The following is a 19,966-nucleotide window of genomic DNA, read 5'->3' as shown; positions in this document are numbered from 1 at the left end:
GAAGGCCGATGGCACATAGACGGCGCACCGCCGGATGAAGTTAAGTAGTCCGGCGACTCTGTTCCAGCAGTCCAGAAATTATCAACAAATGTGAACTTCTTCAGGTCAACGTGAAACTTTGTCAAAGTTCGCATTATTTGAATTTCCCTGACAGATTTTGCGAGGCATTTCCGATAACTTACGCACCGTTATCCCTACGTCGTGCGAAATATAAATGAACAGGCAGACATACCGGCTCGTGTTTTGCAGGCTCCGAGGCATGCTCATCGCTGTCGCGGAAACGGCAACCCGCGCAGGCAAATCTCACCGGGGTGAGTCGGTAGCTATTGGTGGATCGCACGACGCTACAACGACGACACGGTGGACCTTGCGAGCGAGCGCGTTCGGCGCACTGATGGCGATAAACGCGCTGACGTTCGATGCACAAGCTCAGGTGGTTGCGGCTCCCGGCTCCGGTGCGAAGGTCATCCAGACACAGAACGGTTTGCCTCAGGTCAACATCGCCAGACCTGCAAATTCTGGCGTTTCCCTGAACACCTATTCGCAGTTCGACGTGTCGAAGGCCGGCGCGATCCTCAACAACTCGCCCACGATTGTCCAGACGCAGCAGGCGGGCTATATCAACGGCAACCCGAACTTCCTGCCGGGCCAGGCTGCCTCGATCATCGTCAACCAGGTCAACAGCAACGCCGCTTCGCAGCTCAACGGTTACGTTGAGACAGCAGGCCAAAAGGCAGAAGTCATCATAGCGAACCCCTCTGGGATCAGCATCAATGGTGGCGGCTTCATCAATACAACCAGAGGAATACTGACGACCGGATTGCCGACATTCGATACGAACGGCAACCTCACCGGGTTCAACGTCACCGGTGGCCAGATCACCGTCCAGGGTTCGGGGCTAAACGCTACCAATACGGACCAGATTGACCTGATCGCACGTGCCGTTGCGGTGAACGCGGCTCTGTACGCCAACACATTGAATGTGGTGACGGGCGCCAACAACGTCAATCACGCCACGCTCGCCACGACCCCGATTGCAGGCAACGGCCCACCCCCGGCGGTGTCGATCGACGTGAGCCAGTTGGGTGGCATGTACAGCGGGCGCATCACGCTTGTCGGCACCGAAAACGGTGTTGGCGTGTCGAATGCCGGCGTAATCGCCGCCCAGGCGGGCGACCTGACGCTCACGACGCAGGGCCAGCTCGTGCTGTCGGGTAAAACGAATGCGAGCGGCAACATGGCGCTGTCCGCACAGGATGGCGTGAGCAACGCCGGCACGACCTATGGGCAGGGCTCAGTCTCCGTCAATACGGCGGGTGCGCTGTCGAACAGCGGCACGCTCGCCGCACAGCAGAACCTCACAGCGAATGCAGGCAGCGTCTCATCGACCGGCACACTGGGAGCCGGGATCAATTCCGATGGCTCGATTGCACAGTCGGGTGACCTGACCGTCGTCTCGGGTGGCGCGCTGTCTGCCAAGGGCAACAATGCAGCCGGCGGCAATGCGACGCTCTCCGGCGCGTCGCTGAATCTGGCGGGCAGCAACACCTCGGCCTACGGCAACGTTGCACTCACAGCGAGCGGCGGCGACCTGAGTCTCGCGAACGCCACCACGACAGCGGGCGGCGCACTGTCGGCCAGTGCGAGCGGCGCGCTGGTCAATGACGGCGGTGCGCTGTCCAGCCAGAGTGCGATGCAACTGGCCTCAGCGAGCATTTCCGACGTGGGCGGTCAGATGGTCTCGCAGTCCACGCTCGACGTAAATACCGGCGGAGCGGTAGAAAACCGTCAGGGGATTATCCAGGCGGCAGAAAACGAAACCATCAACGCGGCCTCGATCGATAACTCGGCGGGTCGCATTGTGTCGCTCGGCAGCGGAACGCTCGACGTCACCACTAGCGGCGCGCTCGTCAACGCGACAGGCACGACCGCAAGCGGTGCCATAGGTGGCGTGATCGGCGGCAATGGCGCGGTCACGCTGCAGGGCGGGAGCATCGCCAACCACGGTACGGTCACGGCACAGACGAATCTGCAGGTCTCCGCGCAATTGGTTGACAACACGGGTGGCTCGCTCAAGGCCGCACAGAATGCAACGGTCAACGCCGGTGCGCAACTTTCCAACGGCGGTGGCACGATTGCGGCAGGCCAGACAGCCTCAGTGAGTGCGACAACGCTCGACAACAGTTCGGGGACCACCGAGGCCGCGCAGGTATCGCTGCAGGCGATCGACCTCGTCAATCACGGGGGGACGATCACCCAGACCGGCACCGGGGCGATGAATGTATCGGTGTCGGGTACGCTCGATAATTCGTCGGGCGGCACATTGCAGACCAACAGCACCAACCTCACGCTCGCCCCTGCCACGCTGGACAATGACGCAGGCACAATTCTCGACGCTGGAACGGGCACGCTGACGATCCAGCCTGGTGGCAGTGCGGGGTCAATTTCGAACGCGGGCGGCCAGATCGTTGCGGGCGGCCAGATCGTAGCGCAGGCATCGAGCCTGAACAATGCGAACGGAGTGCTGGCTGCAAAGGGCAACATTGCGGCGAACATCAGCGGGGATGTCAACAACACATCGGGGTCAGTCCGCTCCCTGTCTTCGTTGTCGCTTACAAGTGGCGGCGCGCTGAGCTCGACGAACGGACAGATCCAGTCCGGCACGGGCGCGACGGGAGATACCAGCGCGCTCGCTATCCAGGCGAGCTCGATCGACAATACGGGTGGCCTCATCGGCAATCTTGGCACGGGCGACACGACCGTGCAGGGTGGCAGCCAGACCGTCAACAGTGGCGGCGCGATCACGGGTAACGGCAACCTCACCATCAATACGTCATCGCTCTCCAACACGCAGGGCGGCCAGGTGAGTGGCGCGAACGTCACGGTGCAGGCGGGCACCGTAGACAACAGCGGCGGCAGGATTGGCACCTTCACGGGATCGACCGGCGATGTCGCCATCACGGCAACCGGCACGGTCACGAACACAAACGGACAGATTGGCGCGACGCATGACCTCACGGTGGATGCAGCGACGCTGACGGGTGGCGGCGCATACAGCGCGACCCATGACGTCGCTGTGACCGTACAGGGCGATTTCGCGTCGACGCCCGATTTCCAGTTCAACGCCGGTCACGACCTGACCTTTACGCTGCCCGGCACGTTCACGAATGCCGCGACGCTTGAGGCAACGAATAACCTTAACGTCAACGCGTCCGACATCGCCAACAGCGGCGCAATGATGGCGGGTGGCACGCTTACGACGCACTCGACCACGCTGGAGAATACGGGCGCGATGGTCGGCGGCAGCGTCTCGCTCAATGCCACGCAATCGATCACGAACGTGGGCCCGAGCGCGCTGATCGGTGCGACGGACAGCAACGGCCTGCTCGAACTGCTCGCGCCCGACATCGAGAACCGCGACGACACGACGATGACCGATACGCAGGCGACCACTGCGATCTACGGTCTGGGCACCGTCGTGCTGGCGGGCGGCAAGGATGCTAACGGCAACTATACGAACGCGAATCTCATCCGCAACCAGTCGGGGCTGATCCAGTCGGCGGGCAACATGACGCTCGATGCCAGTCAGGTCACGAATACGCGCACGACGATGACGACGACGGGCCTGAACCAGCCGGTTGATCCGTCGCTGCTGACCCAGCTCGGCATCAGCCTGTCCGGGTGTACCGCGATCATCACGGCCGCCTGCTCCGCAGGCAATCCGTATGTCGGCTGGACCACTCCGGATAACCCGGCTTTCCTGACCATGATTGGTGGTGTGTACACCGTGCCGCCTGACGGTGGCCAGTGGAACAGCGGCTACCAGTACACAACCTATACGGGCGTGGCGGTGGCGAACCTGATCGCGTCGATCAGCCCGCAGGCACAGATCATTGCGGGCGGCAACCTGGACGCGTCGAAGGTGGGCCTGTTCCAGAACTACTGGAGCGCGGTCGCCGCGGCCGGCAACATTGCCGCGCCCGTTACGCTCGACCAGAACAGCTGGCAGGGGCAAAGCGCGCCTGAAGTACAGGTAACCTATTCCGGGTACTACCACTACACCAACTACGACCACAGCATTTCGGACTGGACCTTGCCGTTTGGCAGCGCCCCGTTCGTGGGCTCCAATCCGGGTGGCTACCAGGCGGCCCCGGCCGATATCGTCACCTACGCGCTGCCCAGCTACGAATCGACGTTCGTCGCGGGCGGCACGCTCACCGGCACCGGTGTGAGCATCAACAACACGGCGGGCAACGCGGGCATTCCGTCGCTAGGTCTCGCCCCCGGCCAGTCGCTGGGCGGGGTCAATGTCGGCGGAGTCAAGGGGAGCACGGGGCTCGTCAATCCGGTCATCGCAGCGGCGACGGCAGTGAATGTGCTGGCGAACCTGACCATTCCCGCCGGGGGGCTCTTCAAACCGGATACCGCGCCGAACGCACCCTACCTGATCGAGACAAACCCGGCCTTCACCAGCCAGACATCGTTAATCTCGAGCAATTACTACCTGCAACTGCTGGGCGTGAATTCGCAAACGACGGAGAAGCGCCTGGGCGATGGCTTCTACGAACAGCAGCTCGTGCAGGACCAGATCACGTCGCTCACCGGCAAGGCCGTACTCGGCCCTTATACCGATACCCAGTCGATGTATGAATCGCTGATGACAGCGGGTGCGTCACTCGCGCAGTCACTGGATCTGCCGCTCGGCATGAGCCTGTCGCCGGCCCAGGTGGCAGCGCTGACCAGCAACGTGATCATCATGCAGACGGAGGTCGTTGACGGCCAGTCGGTACTGGTGCCGGTCGTCTATCTCGCGAAGGCCAGCGAGCAGGACGTAACTGGACCGCTCATCGCGGCGAACAGCATCGACCTGCAGAATACCCAGACCTTCACGAACAGCGGCACGGTGCAGGCCAGCAATACGCTGTCGATCCAGGGCAACCAGATCGACAATGCGCTGGGCAAGCTGCAAAGCGGTGGCCTGATGTCGCTGACGACCACAGGCGATGTTGACCTGAGCTCGGCCACGGTGAACGCCGGGAGCCTGACGCTGAACGCTGGTGGCAACCTGCTCCTCAATACGGCGGTCAATACCGTCAATCAGGTTAGTGCGACAGGCGCCACGCGGACCACGGCCACGCTCGGCCCCATCGCGAACCTCAACGTGACGGGCAACGCCTCGATCACGACGGGCGGCAACTTCGAGCAGAACGCGGGCAACCTGAACGTGGGCGGTAACCTCGGCATGTCCGTGGGCGGCAACTACGATCTCGGGTCGGCGCAGACCGGCGAGCACAAGGTGGTGGCGGGCGCGAATGGCATCTCGAACACCAGCATCAACCAGACGACCGGCAGCAATGTGAACGTTGGTGGTGTGTCGGAAATCGGCGTAGGCGGCAACCTGACGGCGACGGGCGCGAATATCAGTCTTGGCGGTGGCGGCATGGTCGCGGCGAAGGGTGACGTGACGCTGCAGGCAGCGACCGCCACATCGACCGTTGACAGCACCAGCTCGGGCACCGACTCCCACGACAGTTACTCGTCGTCGGTGCACACGTCCGACGATACGCTGACGGCGACAACGCTCAATGCCGGCGACAGCCTGATGGTCGTGGCAGGCAAGAACCTGAACGTGACCGGCAGCAGCGTTGATCTGACCCAGGGGCAGGCAACGCTGGCGGCAGCAGGCAATGTCAATATCGGCTCGGCCACGGAAACCCACGTGTCGGATTCCTCCTCAACGAGCAGTCATGGTGGCTTTGCGAGCCACACGGGCGAGACGGACCAGGTTAACCAGACAGCCACGTATGCCGACGGCAGCACCGTCTCGGCAGACAGCGTCCTGGTGGTCAGCGGCAAAGACATCAATATCACGGGCAGCAACGTTGTCGCCACGAATAATGTGGGCCTCGCCGCGCAGGGCAACGTCAACTTCACGGCGGCCACCGATACGTACCAGGACAACGAATATCACCAGGTGACCCACTCCGGCCTTTCTGGCTCGGGGGGCATCGGCTTCTCGGTCGGATCGAGCGAGCAGAGCGACCGGTATAACGCCAGTTCGACCACGCAGAGCCAGTCGCGCAGCACGGTGGGCAGTGTGGAAGGGAATGTCGCGATTTCCGCCGGCAAGAACGTCCTCATCAGCGGCAGCGACATCGTCGCAGGCAAGGCGGCGAATGACACCACGGGTGCGACGGGCAACATCGGTATCCAGGCGCAGAACATCACGATCGAACCGGGCCAGGACAGTGCGCAGTCGCAGGACCAGCAACAGTCGCATTCGAGCGGATTCACGGTGGCCGTAACCGGCACCCCGCTCGATACCGAACGTAACCTGAACGCCGTGTCCTCATCTGGCAACGCCTACCAGCGCGCCACGGGCGTGGCTAACGAGGTCACTGCGAGCACGCTCGATACGCCGTCGGTGTCGCTGTCGTATGGGAGCAGCAAAAGCTCCAGCACTACCGATGTGTCGAGCACGACAAACATGGGCAGCACTGTCAGGGGTGCCGGTAATGTGACGCTGCTGGCTACCGGTGGTGCACAGACGGATGCGAACGGCAATCCGCTCGATGGCGATATCACCGTAACGGGTTCGACCATCACGGCGGGCGGTGCGGCCACGTTCGATGCAAACCGGAACGTGACCTTCCAGGCCTCGACCGACCAGACGCAGCAGAGCACACAGTCGAGCAGTTCCAGCACGGGCATTTCGCTGGCGGCGCCGAGTCCCGGGGATGTGTCGCGCTGGGTACAGGGTGGCCCGAACAGCGGCGGTGTCAGCGCATCGCCCTATAACGCGGCGAATAGCAGCGCGAACGGCAATTCCACCTCGACGCAGCAGAGCGCGACGGTTGTCACCGGCAACAGCGTGGTGGTAAAGAGCAATACCGGCGATATCAATGTCGTCGGCTCGGGTATCAGCGGCACGCAGGCCGTCAGTCTGATCGCTTCCCAGGGCGCGATCAACGTGCTGGCCGGCACCGATGCGAATACGGATAACCAGGCGTCCAGCCGCCATCAGATCGGCGACCTGGGCAGCAACGGCACGGGAACCGGCTTTAGCGTGGGCGTGGCGAGCAGCCATTCCGTACAGGATACCGCCGCGCAGACGCAGAGCACCATTCGCAGCCAGATCGTGAGCGGTAGTGGCGACGTGACGCTCAATGCAAAACAGGATGTGACGGTGCAGGGTTCGGACCTGTCGGCGGGCAAGGACCTGACGCTGATCGGCAAGGACCTGAATCTCGATCCGGGAACCGATGCGACGCAGAACAGCACGAGCCAGAGCTCAAGCCAGTTCGGGGTGACGCTCGCGCTGGGCGGCGTGGCGGGAAATGCGGTGGCGACGGTCAACCAGGCCATGACCACGCAGTCGAGTGAGGCCAACAACCCGCGTCTGGCCGCGCTCGACAAGGCGGAGGCGGGGCTGGCTGTGTATGGCGCGGCTCAGGCGGCGATCTCGGGCGGAACCAGTTCGCCGGCGCTGATCAAGGCAACGGTGAGTATCGGCGGCGGTACAAGCCACAGTGAATCACAAAGCAATACGGCGACGACTGACGGCAGCACGCTGACTGCGGGCGGTGCGGCGACGCTGATTGCCACCGGCAGCGGGGCGAAGGACGCGAATGGCAACGCCACCGATGGCGATATCAATTCAGTCGGCACGCAGATCACCGCGCAGAACGTAACGCTGAATGCTGCACACGATATCAATCTGCTGAGCGCGCAGAACACGACGCAGAACACCAGCAGCAATAGCAGCACCAGTGGGAGCATCGGTGTCGGAGCAAGTCTGGGTGGTACACAGAACGGCTTCACGATTGATCTGGCGGCAAGCGGTGCGAAGGGCAACACGAACGGCAACAGTGTCACGAACGAGAATACGCAGATCACCGCCGCGAATACGGTATCGATCACGAGCGGCCGGGATACGAATCTGGTGGGTGCGCAAGTGTCGGGCAATACGGTTGATGCAAATGTGGGCCGCAATCTGACGGTCACCAGCCCGCAGGACACGAACACCTACAACAGCCAGCAGTCGAGCGCGGGATTCCAGGCGAGCATCTGTGTGCCGCCGATCTGCTACGGCCAGACCGTGAGTGGAAGCGTGAGCGCCAGCGACCAGAACATCAAGGACAATTTCCAGTCGGTGGGCCAGCAGAGCGGGATTTATGCGGGTAACGGCGGGTTCAACGTCACCGTGGGAAATCACACGCAACTGAATGGTGGCGTCATCGCGAGCACCGCGACGCCCGATAACAACACCCTGTCGACGCAGACGTTCGGCTATACGAACCTGCAGAACAGCACGCAGTCTTCGGGTTCGACGATTGGGTTCAGCGCAAGCGGTGGGGCTGGGCAGAGTACGCCAGGCGGGGTGAGCTACACCTCGCCGGTCCAGACCGGTAGCAGCGTCCCTGGTGCACAGAACTCGCAGGGCCAGGGACCGCTTGGCTTCGGGGTAGCGGGCACGAGCAACAGCGCGTCCGGCACGACCTACGCGGCAGTGAGTCCGGGCACGATTATGGTACGCGGCGATGCGGGCACGGGTCAGGACAGCACGGCGGGTCTGAGCCGCGACACGGCAAACGCGAATGGCTCGGTGCAGAACACCTTTAATGCGCAGACGGTGACGAACGACATGGCGATCCAGCAGGTCACCGGTCAGGTGGGCATGCAGGTGGTGGGCGATGTCGCGACCGCGCTGGAGAACAAGGCCAATACCGCAGTTGCGAACGACAAGGTAGCGCTTGATGCTGCCAATGCTTCGGGCGACCCGGCCAGCATCGCGCAGGCACAGGCCAATCTCGATTCCGCCCAGCAACAGGCGGCGCTGTGGGATAACGATGGCGCGGCACGCATTGGCTCGCACGCGGCTGTTGCTGCGCTCGGTGCGGCGATGGGCGGCGGCAGCGTCCTGGGTGCAGTTGGCGGGACCGTCGCTGGCGACGAAGCGGGTAACGCGGTCAGCAGCGCAACTGGCAGCTCGCTGCTTGGGAATATCGCCTCGGGCGCAGCAGGTGCGGCTGCGGGCGGTGCGCTCGGCGGCTCGGCGGGTGCGCTGAGTGGTGCGAACGGTGCGTTGAGTGCGGACCTTTACAACCGACAGTTGCATCCGGACGAACGTACCTGGGCGATGCAAAATGCGAACGCTTTTGCTGCATACTACGAGAGCGTAACGGGGCAGACTATTTCATCGACAGACGCACAGAACATGTTGCTGGCGAACGGTTACATCCGGGTCGACAATGCGGCGGCGAGCGGGCCAGGTTTCAATGCGGTGGCGGCACAGTACATCACGGCGAACGCTGGCGGACTCTTTACGGCGACCGCGGCTCAAATGGCAAACCCTCTGTTGGGCGGAAATCCAGATGGCACGCCGACGCCCGAACAACTGGCGTTGCCGGGCTCAACGGCGCATCCGGCGATTGGTTTGGCAATTGCGGGCGCGTTGGCAGCGCCCGCTATACTTCCTGCATTGGCTGCAATACCGGGCGCACCGATCTTCAGCTCGGGAGGTGTATTGGGTTCGGGGGCATGGGCTTCACCTGTAGGAATTGGCGCTATCACTGGCGCAGTGAACGCTTCATCGCAGTATATCCAGACCGGCTCTATAAATCCCGTTGACGTAGGATATGCTGCCCTTGCTGGTGGGGTAGGTGCTTCTGGTGGATTTTTATGGAATGTTATTGTCAATTCCTTAACGGGCGCGTTGGATACTTATACAAACAATAAACTTTCAGGAAACAGCGATAGCGTCGCTACTGGAGCACTAGTAAACGCTGGTGCAGCGACCATCGGCTATGGCATAGGCTTGACAGCCCAAAACCTGCTTCCCGCGACCAACTGGTTTATCCCCAACAACATACCCACCATTGGTGCGGGTGTAGCTGGTGCGGCGGGGTCAGAGATGGGCACCACAGCAATTAATGACGCAAAAAGTCACACTGGGAAATAGAGCATGCCTCGTCTGATTTTAATTTATTTAAAATTAATTATCCTGTCACTGATTGGAATGACTGCGGTAAAAATTTGGGCAGTTTTTGTTGTTGTTTGGAAGTATGGCGGGAAACACCAATGGAACTGGGCAGATGCCAGATCCATCATGATAAATGGCTTGATACTTTCTGTGGTATTTTGCGTCATTGCAACGATAACCATTTATCGTGAAAAAAATTGAAGCTGCTCAAGTTCCTTGCTATATATGTCGCAATATTTTATATTCCCTTTTTAGGGATCGCTGCGATCAAGATAGCCGTCGTTGGGATTGTTCTTATCTTCCATGGGGCCATTATGAACGGCAATGGATGGATTGGCGTGATGTTCTCAAACAGAGGGCTTTCATGGCGCTAGTTCTCTGTGCTTTCGTCACCCTTGTTTTCGTCAAGAACTGTAATTGAGTGGCGTTCACGGTTTTCGTGACCTGTATAACCGGTAATTTTAATCCTCGCCAAAAGACGCTCGCGCGGGGGATAGGGCGTGCATGACAACAGATGGAGGGATCGCACAAGGTGCAGGAGGTCTTTATTATGCTACTAAAGAATGACTTGGAAGGCAGAAAGCTTTTGGACGAAACCGTTCGATCTTATTATCGAAAGACTGGGGACAGAAGTATCAAGCATTTTCTCTGGTCGGACGATAGAGGATCGCTTGCGTCCCATTTCCTGCTAGAAAGGCAGCATGTCCTGAAGATATCTGTGGGAGAGGACCGTGGCGCCTACTTAACAAGTATTCAATTGGGAATTGGGCCGCATTATTTTGGACCTGCCGATTTTTGGTCCTATGAAGACTATAAGCGATTTAAATTTGAGGCTGACACATTGTCAGTCACTATTAATCTTCAGTTGATGGATGAGTTTCTTGGATATAGTCAATATTTACCCCGCTACGACTAGGAGTTTTTTACAAACTAGTCCGGCATGAGGGATATTGATAATTACGGTAGGGAATTCAAATTCTGTGGACGGGATGGGCATCTTCAGGGCTGACGGGAAAGCGGTTCTGACCGGCGCAAACGCTGGCGCAGTCGCGTCACCGTCGTCTGGATATGCCGGCCCCAATGCCTTGCTTCCGTCCGCTCCCTTTGGCTTAGAACCTCCGACCAGTGTCGCTGCTTGTGACACAACAAATGGCTGCAGCAGGAGACGGTGCTGTAGGTGTAGTGCTAATCCAGCAGCCTGGAGGGGTAAGCCGTGTGATCAATGTGGTGAATCAAGGCGGTACCGTCTATTTTGTTGATACACCAATGGGTCAAATTGTTACCCTGAAACCTAATGTCACAGTTCAATTGGGGTGACCATGATGACGAACACTGAATCTAGAGCTATCACACTAGAGGAAGCGAGAAAAATCGCAACCGATATGGCGACCTATGACACGGCAAGGGATGTTAAGGATAAGTCTATTCCGCTACTACAAGATGGCTATTTGGAGGCTGACTACTGTTGGATGTTCTTCAGGAATAAGGTGATCGTCATTGCTCCGGAGCGCGCACTTTCTGATTGCGCCTACTGCGTCAGTAAGATGGGCCATGGAAGGTCGATACCTGATTATTCCAACGACCCAATCCGCCTTCAGGAGTATTTGCAAACGATGTCGAATCACTTCAAGGAGCGCGGGTTGTAGGTCGCTTTTTCGAGGCACCGCCAACGTCATGACCATGAAGGGGATGACCGAACTGCGTGCCGTGACATGTGAGTCACCATCCAGATGTTCCGCAATTTTTTTGATCACGACGATTTGGCGGAGGATGGTCTTAGTCAAACGCTCTCTGTTTGGGATCGCAAACCAAGGTGACAGAACGACTTGCGTGGAAATTACTATTAGGCACGCATACGCGGTGACACGTGCGCGACGGAGTCGCCTTTGCAAGCGAGTCCACTTAGCACAAGAAATCTAGCGATCGATATAAAAATCACCTATTTAGGTATGCATATAAAATATAGAAGACAGGCAAAGAAAGCGCTAGTTGCGTGTGTAATCCTGACGTCAAGCTCACTCGCCACGGCGCAAACTCCGCCCAATTCAGCTCAGACCGCTGGCGAACAGGATCAACGTGTGCGTCAACAGCAGGAAGCGCGCGAGCGCCAACAAACCGTGAATGCACCGGCAGTGCGTTCGGCGGCCGTACCGGTCAACGGCTTTCCTGCGTTGCCGGTGGAAACCCCCTGCTTTCAGATCCATACGTTTGTGCTGGATGTGCCGTCCACACTCCCCGATGTGGTTCGGGCACGAGGCGCGTCTACGTTGCCGCTCGATCCGTTTGCGTTCGCGCGCGAATGGCTTGGTCACTACGCGAACCAGTGCGTCGGCAAGCAGGGACTTGACGTGATCGTCAAGGGTCTGTCACAGGCGATCCTGAATCGCGGCTACATCACGACACGCGTGCTGCTGCCCGAGCAGGACCTGTCGACTGGCATGCTCAAGCTTGCGCTCGTGCCCGGCGTCATCCGCCAGTTGCGATTCGCAGCCCCTAAAATACGCGGCACATTGAAGTCCGCCTTTCCTGCCAGCAGTGGTGATGTGCTGAACCTGCGCGACCTCGAACAGGGGCTGGAGCAGATGAAGCGTGTCAGCAGCCAGGACGTCGACATGCAGGTGGTCCCCACCGACATCCCCGGCGAAAGCGATGTGGTCGTTACTGTCAAGCGGACGAAGCCCTGGTCTTTAGTCGCATCCGTCGACAATTCGGGCACACGCGCGACGGGCAAGCTACAGGGGAACCTGAGTCTGGGTATCGACAACCCGCTTGGCCTGAACGACATCTTCAATATCGATGCCAACCAGGACCTCGAGTTTGACGACAAAGACCTGGGTTCGCACGGCTGGAACGGCTCGTATTCGATTCCGTGGGGCTACTGGACCGGCACACTGTTTGGGTATACGAACACCTACTACCAGCAGATCGCCGGTGTGAACCAGACGTTCGTGTCGAGCGGCAACGCGCAGACGGCCGGCATCAAGTTGCAACGGGTTTTGCGTCGTAGTCAGGACGATGTGCTGGGTACCGAATTCCAGTTGACCAAACGCTGGGGTGCGAGTTTTATCGAAGGCACGGAAATTCCGAATCAGTATCGTGACAACACTTTCGTTGAGGCGGGGCTGACCGACCGGCACTACTTCGGTTCTGCGCAGTTCGACGGCACGCTCGCGTACCGTCAGGGCATCGGCGGGCTCGGTGCGATGCCGGATACGTCCGATGGCGGGCCAACGTACCGCTTTCACATGGCGGTGCTCGACGCGAACCTGTCAGTGCCGTTTTCGATCGCGAAGCAGAACCTGCGCTATGTGACGACCATTCACGGGCAGTTCACGAACGACACGCTGAACTACATCGACGACCTGACAATCGGCAGCCGCTACACCGTGCGTGGTTTCGATGGCGAGACGATGCTTGCAGCCGAGCGCGGTTTCTACTGGCGCAACGAATTGCAGATGCCGGTCGGCCAGACGGGGCAATTGGTCTATGCGGGCATCGACTACGGCCACGTGTTTGGTCCTGAGACGGCATCGCTTGCAGGTACGCAACTGGCAGGCGCCGTGATCGGCGTGCGCGGCAACGTCCCGATCCGCATCGGTGGATTTTCGTACGATCTGTTCGCCGGCACGCCAATCTACAAACCCGCTGGTTTCCCGACTTCGCGCGTGACGCTCGGATTCCAGTTGACGAGTCAATTCTGAAATATGGATACTCCGCGAGATGCGACACGGCCTGCCTTGGCAGACGATGCGGAAGGTGAAGACAAGGAGCTGACGGCGTTTCTGAACGACAGGATCGCGGCGATCCTTTCACCGTACAGCACGCCTCTTCCAGACTGCCCACGGTGCGGTGGGAAAGAAATCTCATCACTGGGCGCAGAGCGTCGCGTTACCGGGCGCCGCCCCGCCTTTTACTGTGAGACCTGCCGGCGGTCTTTTCAGACGACCGTCCGGAACACCATTTTTCAAGCGCCACTATATGTCGAAGCTCGACATATTTCTTCCGCTCCTGTCGCAGCCGTTCCCGTTTGCGCACGCTGCGGCACTGATGGGAAGCCTGCCGGAAGACATCAAGAAACGCGTGCTGGCCATTCGGCTATGGTTGCTCAGGATTGATCCTAGCGGAGAGTGGGAGCGCCGTGTACGGCTGGGGGGCGTCTTGCCGAGTTGCACGTCTCGCCATTGCAATTCAACGAAGCCGGTGCGCAGGAAGACCTGGAACTTACAGGACGGCTGACCGTCGCGTTTGACCAGATAAACGGGCAATCGGCTTCTCCGGTTCCCCCGTGCTACTACTGCGGAAACAGGGACGCCAGGCTGTTTGCGCCTGGTAAGGTGGCATTCCCGCGTTTCGAATGCGTGAGCTGCGGCCGGAACTATTCGCGCCGAACGGGCACCGTGTTCCGGAGAACGAAACGTGGCAATCTTGATGCGATGCGGCAGACGATCCGCTACCTGGCCCTGCCGCTCCCGTTTGGCCAGGTAGCGGACGAACTCGGTGTTCTCGAAGGCACCTATGTCAAACGGTGGCTCGACATGTTTATCGCGCTTGCGGATCAGCTTGAACCGGATGGCTCGCTGACTTCGCGCATCCGTCTCGGTACCGAGCCGACACCAACCACACCGTTCGCGTTCTGTGCGCGTGTAGGCTGGGCGCGACGTACGGAGCTAGGGTGGTGGTCATGCGCGGGCTGCGGCCGGATCTTTTCCATGCGGCGCACCGTTATCGAACGCGAAGGTCGCCTTGAGATTGCCGGATTGCAGGAAACGAAATACCCGCAAACGACCCAGGTGCAGGTTGCCTCGCAGCGGTACACGGCATCGGACACGGGTACGGCGTGAGTGCGTGCCCTTTACGGCGCATACTGGCCACTGCGAACGCGCGCCTGCTACGGTATATGGCGAGTGACCTGATCGCGGCGATCCCTCCCGAAAACGTAACGCATACACGAGCCGGCGAGGCGTCTTTCATGAACGGGACCGCCTGGCATGTTGATTTGCATGGAATCCTGACCCACGATTTGCACTGAATTCTGACCCACCCGTTGGACCAGCTTTGCGGGTTATACGGTGGGTGTCTGGGTCTTCTTTCTCTCCTTCTTTGGCTGCGTCGTGCTGTTTCTGAAACGATAGCTATCGTTGCCTGTTTCTACAATGTGGCAGTGGTGCGTAAGCCGGTCGAGCAGCGCCGTCGTCATCTTTGCATCGCCAAACACACTGGCCCATTCGGCGAAGCTCAGATTGGTGGTGATGATGATGCTGGTTCGTTCGTAGAGCTTGCTGAGCAGGTGGAACAGCAGCGCACCGCCGGTCTGGCTGAAGGGCAGATAGCCGAGCTCGTCCAGCACCACAAGATCGGCATAGACAAGCCTTGTTGCGAGCTGCCCAGGCTTGCCGGCCAGCTTCTCCTGTTCGAGCGCATTGACCAGTTCGATGGTGGAGAAGAAGCGCACGCGACGGCGATGGTGTTCGAGAGCCTGCACACCGATCGCGGTTGCCAGATGGGTCTTTCCGGTGCCGGGTCCGCCCACCAGAACGATGTTGTGCGCCGAGTCGATGAACTCGCACTGGTACAGCTGCCGCACCAGCGCTTCGTTGGCATCGCTGCAACTGAAGTCGAAACCGCCGATATCGCGATACGCCGGGAAGCGCGCCACCTTCATCTGGTAAGCGAGTGAACGCACTTCGCGCTCTGCCAGTTCGGCCTTGAGCAGCCCGGCAAGCACCAGCGAAGCCGACTTGTAGGCCGGCGAGTCCTGTGCTGCAAGCTCGCCCAACGCCTGCGCCATACCGTGCAGCTTGAGTGACTTGAGCATCTGCATCATGACGTCAGGCTGCATGGTTATCCTCCCGGCCCCTTAGTCGATCGTAGCGGCTGACGTTGGCCTGCGGCTCAACGGTCAGTGCGAAGGCCTGCGGCGTCTGCAGCGGCGGCACAGGCGCGCTGTCGAGCAGCCGGCTCAGGATGTTCAGCACCGTCTGCTTGTTCGGTGCACCGGCTTCAAACGCCAGTTCGACGGCTGCGAGCACCGTCTGTTCGTCGTGCAGCAGCACCAGCGCCAGAATCTCGACCATCTCCCGGTCACCGCCGGGACGCTTCAGCAGCACGCCCTGCAGCTTGCGGAATCCAGCTGGAAATTCTGCGAAGGGTGCACCATTACGAAGCGCTCCAGGTTTGCGCTGCAGGACTGCCAGATAGTGACGCCAGTCGTAGATGGTCTCGCCGTTGTCATGGCTGCGGTTGATCCGTCGGCCGTGCTCCGCAATCACCTGACCTTCGGCGACGAAGACGAGCTTCGCGGCGTAGACCCGCAGGCTGATGGGGCGGTTGGCAAACGACGCCGGCACGCTGTAGCGGTTGCGCTCGAAGGTTACGAGGCAGGTTGGCGAGACGCGTTTGGTATGTTCGACGAAGCCGTCGAACGGCTGGCCCACTGGCATAAGGTGTGGCCGCTCGGCAGACCACGCGTCCCAGATCGTCATGTCCTGTTCGGGGTGCCGCGTTTGCTGCCAGAGCAGCACGCACTGGTCGGCCAGCCAGTCGTTGAGCGCCGCCAGCGAGCCGAACGTCGGCACCTTCTGCCAGAGCCGGTGCCGGCTGTCCTGGACGTTCTTCTCGATCTGCCCCTTCTCCCAGCCGGAGGCGACGTTGCAGAACTCGGCGTCAAACAGGTAGTGGCTCACCATCGCGCTGAAACGCGCATTGACCTCGCGGACCTTGCCGGGACGCACCCTGTCGACGGCGGTCTTCATGTTGTCGTAGATGCCGCGGCGTGGAATGCCACCCCACGCCACGAACGCATGGTGATGCGCGTCGAACAGCATCTCATGGGTCTGCAGCAGATAGGCACGCAGGAAGAACGCACGGCTGTGACTGAGCTTGAGCTGTGCCACCTGCAGCTTCGTGCGCTCGCCGTTGATGACGGCCCAGTCCTCGCTCCAGTCGAACTGGAACGCTTCGCCGGCCGCAAACCGGAGCGGAACAAACGTCCCGCGCCCGGTCGTCTTTGCCTGCTCGTGCTGCTCCTGTCGCCAGCGCCGGGCAAACGCCGCGACACGGTCGTAGGAGCCGGTGAAGCCCAGCGCACAGAGGTCCGCGTGAATCTGCTTAAGGGTTCTGCGCTGTTTGCGGGGCCGGTGCGCTTCGGTCTTGAGCCAGCCTGCCAGCTTCGCAGCAAACCCGTCGAGCTTGCTGGGGCTGTGGCGCTCGGGGTAAGCCGGCAGCACAGTGTCGGCCCGTATGTAACGCCTGACCGTGTTTCTGGACACGCCCAGTCGTTTGGCAATCTCGCGTAACGAGACATGATCGCGAAAGTGCCAGCGTCGGATGATGCTCAATATAGCCACGTCGATCACTCCGTTCCCCTGCCCGTTGCCGAGCAGGTCAGTGTTCTACGTGGGTCAATATTCGATGCAAATTACTGCGCGGGGTGGGTCAGGATTCCGTGCAAATCAACAGCCAGGTTCCTGCAATTCCCACAATCGCATTTCCAGCTCAAAGCCCCACACCGCAAGGCTTTGAAGATTGTTCAGGTCCGACTTTTGATTATTGCCGGTTCGTCTCTCACTCGGTTGTGCGCCGACCGGACGATACCCTGATCGACATTACGCCGCGCCCGATGCTCAGGGCGGCCGCCGTCTATCCGTTCCTTAATGCCACCCTGGGTTTCGACCAATATGCCGAGTTAGCGCGTGAGCTCTATATCGCAACAGTCAGCGGCGATCTGCACTGGTTGTACGCCGACGAGTGAAGCGTTGCGTGACCGTTGGCGCCGGCCGAGGCAGCCGCAGGCATGGCGACGGGTCGCGCCGTTCTTCGCCTCGCTTATCGCCGGAGCAAATGGTGTTGCAAAAACTGCGAAAATTGCGAAAAAGTATATACTAGTTGCCAGTTAGACACCGCGAGGTGAAACATGCAACTGCTTGATGACGGCACTGGGACATCTTGGGTTCTCCCGACGTGTCTGCGTGACGACCCTTCGATTATGCCGGGCCCGGTTCTACCCGTATCTGCGATCGGACGTGACTCACTGGAAGTCTCGTCTCTTCATGCCATCTGGAACCGGGTGCTCGATAAGGCAACCCGAGTGGAAGCGAACGCGCTGAAAAGGTTCGTGCAGCGTGTAGTGGAGTGCGACATAAGGGATGAATCCCTCTTTTCGCCAGACAACAATGGCGACTGGCGCTCGATTGCCATCTGGGCACTCACCTCACAATCCTTTCGGGCACGGCTAGGGCAACTGCAGGCAACGCTGCGTGCGAAGCTCGTTCGCCGGCTGGTTGCAGACAGCCGTGGCCGCAAGCGGTTATCCCTTGATGGCTCGCTCAATAGCGTGAGCCGAGAAACCGGTAGCGCGGCAGCTACCGCGAGGCGGATGTTTCCGCTCGGCGCCCCGCCGTTTGAAGCGTAACGGAGGATCAACATGGCACACACGACAGAGCACGGCGATGCAGCGAAGTTGAAGTTCAGGGCGGTACTGGACGGTCATTCGATGACCACCCAGCAGGCTGCTCGGGACGTGGCTGAGCTGTTCGCGTCGGATATCGAGGGAACGTTGCGCGAGCGCGCGCCTGAACTGGCGTCGCACGACATCCACTCGCTCGTCTTACACGTCATTGAGCGTCGACTTCGCATGATGCTGACAATGGATGAGTCTCCGGCACCGCAACGCCGTTCATTACCTGTGGCCAACCTGAAGCCTTCGGAGGTGATTGAACAGGGCAAGTTCCGCGCCTCGCTCGCGAGCCTGTACCGGTCTGTCGAATCGAACCGGTTCTATTGCGTAGTCCCCGCTGGACAGCGCAATGGTCGCGAGTTTCCCGCTTGGCAGTTTTGCGAGCCGGTGCCCGAACTACTTCAGCCCGTGCTCGTCGCGTTTCGGGGGGCGTTGAAAACCGGGGTACATGCTTTCATGGTGACAACCCAGGACGCGCTGAACGAACTGGCACCGGCCGAGATGCTGGCCGGTGCGCCGTTTGAAACGCGCCCATCACTGCACGCGAGCCAGCAGCGGTTTCTTGCGCTGCCGGCAATGGAGCGACAACGGAAGGTGCTTGCGCTCGCCGGTGCGGATGAAAGCATGGCCGACTGATCGGCTTATGTGAATGACAAACGAAAACAGGCGGTGTGCTGAACCCCCGTCGCACCTGCGCGGCTCCCTTCCGTCCGTGGACCGATTACTGCAATTCCTCGGGGGAAACCTAAAGACCGACGCCGGCCTTCCACTCCATCGGGCGGCCTACCGCCCGGAGAACATCCTGCCGGCGACCATCAGACGGGCACATCGTTTTGGGCCTCCCGAATTACTGGTCGGCGCAGACGGTCGCCTTCCCTTCGCGTGGCTTTATGCAGCCCACAGCGTGAAAACGGCTTTATGGGAAGCGCAATTCTGCAAAAACGATGCGACGCGGCCGGGGACGTACTACCTGGATGCCTCCGCCGTCGAGTACGGAGTGGTTGCAGAGTTGCGTTTCTCCCGTGATCTACGTCTATGGGATCTGAACGGCTCTGCCTCGAGCCGGCTTGGCATTTTCGATGAAATCTCCAGCCCCGATCACGAGTGGTGCCAGTGGTTCGGTTATCTGCTGCACGAGGCGATGGAATCGCAGGACCCGGCTAAGAGACCGGACGGTTTCATTTACCCGTCACGCCGACACCGGGGCCATACGGCCGTGGCGATCTCATTGTCCGCACTCGAAAATCTCCGGTCTGGGGTCGTGTACGTACAGAGGCCGTTTGTAGATACGGCAGAGTATGCAGAGGCTCTGGCCGGTCCGCTGCGGGTATTACCGCCAGTGTTATGCGCTTGACAGGTTAGCTGATGCGGCCGCCACATTGGCGGCCCGGGCAGGCGCGACCGTTATCAGATGTAGCGATTTTTCTGCTGAGTGGGGAAAGGCGCCCTTTCTGCATGCGAAAAAACCGCATTTGCTGTTGTGAGGGGTGAGCCGGCGGCGCGCTCAGGACGGCCTAAAACGGGGGTAC

Annotated in this window: 12 protein-coding genes; 10 read left to right on the top strand and 2 right to left on the bottom strand. The window is 60.1% G+C overall.

Annotation, left to right across the window (positions count from 1 at the left end):
- Nucleotides 1-214: 214 nt before the first annotated feature.
- The 6 genes from P3T24_RS32375 to P3T24_RS32350 all read left to right on the top strand — a co-directional run bounded on the left by P3T24_RS32375 (nucleotide 215) and on the right by P3T24_RS32350 (nucleotide 14,823).
- The gene (locus P3T24_RS32375; protein ID WP_429440900.1) at nucleotides 215-9,961 is read left to right on the top strand and encodes a hemagglutinin repeat-containing protein; all 9,747 of its coding nucleotides are present in this window, start codon (nucleotides 215-217) and stop codon (nucleotides 9,959-9,961) included.
- Between the two features lie 3 nt (nucleotides 9,962-9,964).
- Entirely contained in the window at nucleotides 9,965-10,183 is a 219-nt protein-coding gene (locus P3T24_RS32370; RefSeq protein WP_429440898.1) for a hypothetical protein, read from the top strand.
- A 1,118-nt stretch (nucleotides 10,184-11,301) separates the two neighbouring features.
- On the top strand, nucleotides 11,302-11,628 hold the full coding sequence (locus tag P3T24_RS32365) for a hypothetical protein (RefSeq protein WP_429440897.1): 327 nt from the start codon (nucleotides 11,302-11,304) through the stop codon (nucleotides 11,626-11,628).
- A gap of 303 nt (nucleotides 11,629-11,931) precedes the next feature.
- Entirely contained in the window at nucleotides 11,932-13,683 is a 1,752-nt protein-coding gene (locus P3T24_RS32360; protein ID WP_429440895.1) for a ShlB/FhaC/HecB family hemolysin secretion/activation protein, read from the top strand.
- A gap of 277 nt (nucleotides 13,684-13,960) precedes the next feature.
- Complete coding sequence (locus P3T24_RS32355) at nucleotides 13,961-14,218, top strand: DUF746 domain-containing protein (RefSeq protein ID WP_429440893.1); 258 nt, start codon at nucleotides 13,961-13,963, stop codon at nucleotides 14,216-14,218.
- Nucleotides 14,219-14,379: 161 nt separating this feature from the next.
- Nucleotides 14,380-14,823, top strand: a complete 444-nt coding sequence (locus P3T24_RS32350; protein ID WP_429440892.1) for a DUF746 domain-containing protein — start codon at nucleotides 14,380-14,382, stop codon at nucleotides 14,821-14,823.
- A gap of 221 nt (nucleotides 14,824-15,044) precedes the next feature.
- Here P3T24_RS32350 and istB read toward each other — a convergent pair whose 3' ends face one another.
- Nucleotides 15,045-15,821: an IS21-like element helper ATPase IstB gene (gene istB, locus P3T24_RS32345; RefSeq protein ID WP_429440890.1), complete on the bottom strand. Its 777-nt coding sequence runs from the start codon at nucleotides 15,819-15,821 to the stop codon at nucleotides 15,045-15,047.
- Nucleotides 15,811-17,337, bottom strand: coding sequence for an IS21 family transposase (gene istA, locus P3T24_RS32340; protein ID WP_429440888.1), 1,527 nt, complete (start codon nucleotides 17,335-17,337; stop codon nucleotides 15,811-15,813). Before istA ends, istB begins: the two co-directional genes overlap by 11 nt.
- Nucleotides 17,338-17,426: 89 nt before the next feature.
- Here istA and P3T24_RS32335 point away from each other — a divergent pair, with 89 nt between their 5' ends.
- The 4 genes from P3T24_RS32335 (at nucleotide 17,427) to P3T24_RS32320 (ending at nucleotide 19,791) form a co-directional block, all read left to right on the top strand.
- The gene (locus P3T24_RS32335; RefSeq protein ID WP_429440887.1) at nucleotides 17,427-17,732 is read left to right on the top strand and encodes a hypothetical protein; all 306 of its coding nucleotides are present in this window, start codon (nucleotides 17,427-17,429) and stop codon (nucleotides 17,730-17,732) included.
- 162 nt (nucleotides 17,733-17,894) lie between these two features.
- Entirely contained in the window at nucleotides 17,895-18,392 is a 498-nt protein-coding gene (locus tag P3T24_RS32330) for a hypothetical protein (protein WP_429440886.1), read from the top strand.
- Between the two features lie 12 nt (nucleotides 18,393-18,404).
- Entirely contained in the window at nucleotides 18,405-19,073 is a 669-nt protein-coding gene (locus P3T24_RS32325; protein WP_429440884.1) for a hypothetical protein, read from the top strand.
- A 13-nt stretch (nucleotides 19,074-19,086) separates the two neighbouring features.
- Nucleotides 19,087-19,791 carry an RES domain-containing protein gene (locus P3T24_RS32320; RefSeq protein ID WP_429440883.1) on the top strand — a complete coding sequence of 235 codons (705 nt, stop codon included), beginning with the start codon at nucleotides 19,087-19,089 and terminating at the stop codon, nucleotides 19,789-19,791.
- Nucleotides 19,792-19,966 lie beyond the last annotated feature (175 nt).

Origin of the sequence: Paraburkholderia sp. GAS33, assembly GCF_050436645.1 — a bacterium.
Classification (GTDB): Bacteria; Pseudomonadota; Gammaproteobacteria; order Burkholderiales; family Burkholderiaceae; genus Paraburkholderia; species Paraburkholderia phenazinium_B.
Note: the sequence above shows the minus strand (reverse complement) of the source record. Positions and strands in the feature narration are given on the sequence as shown.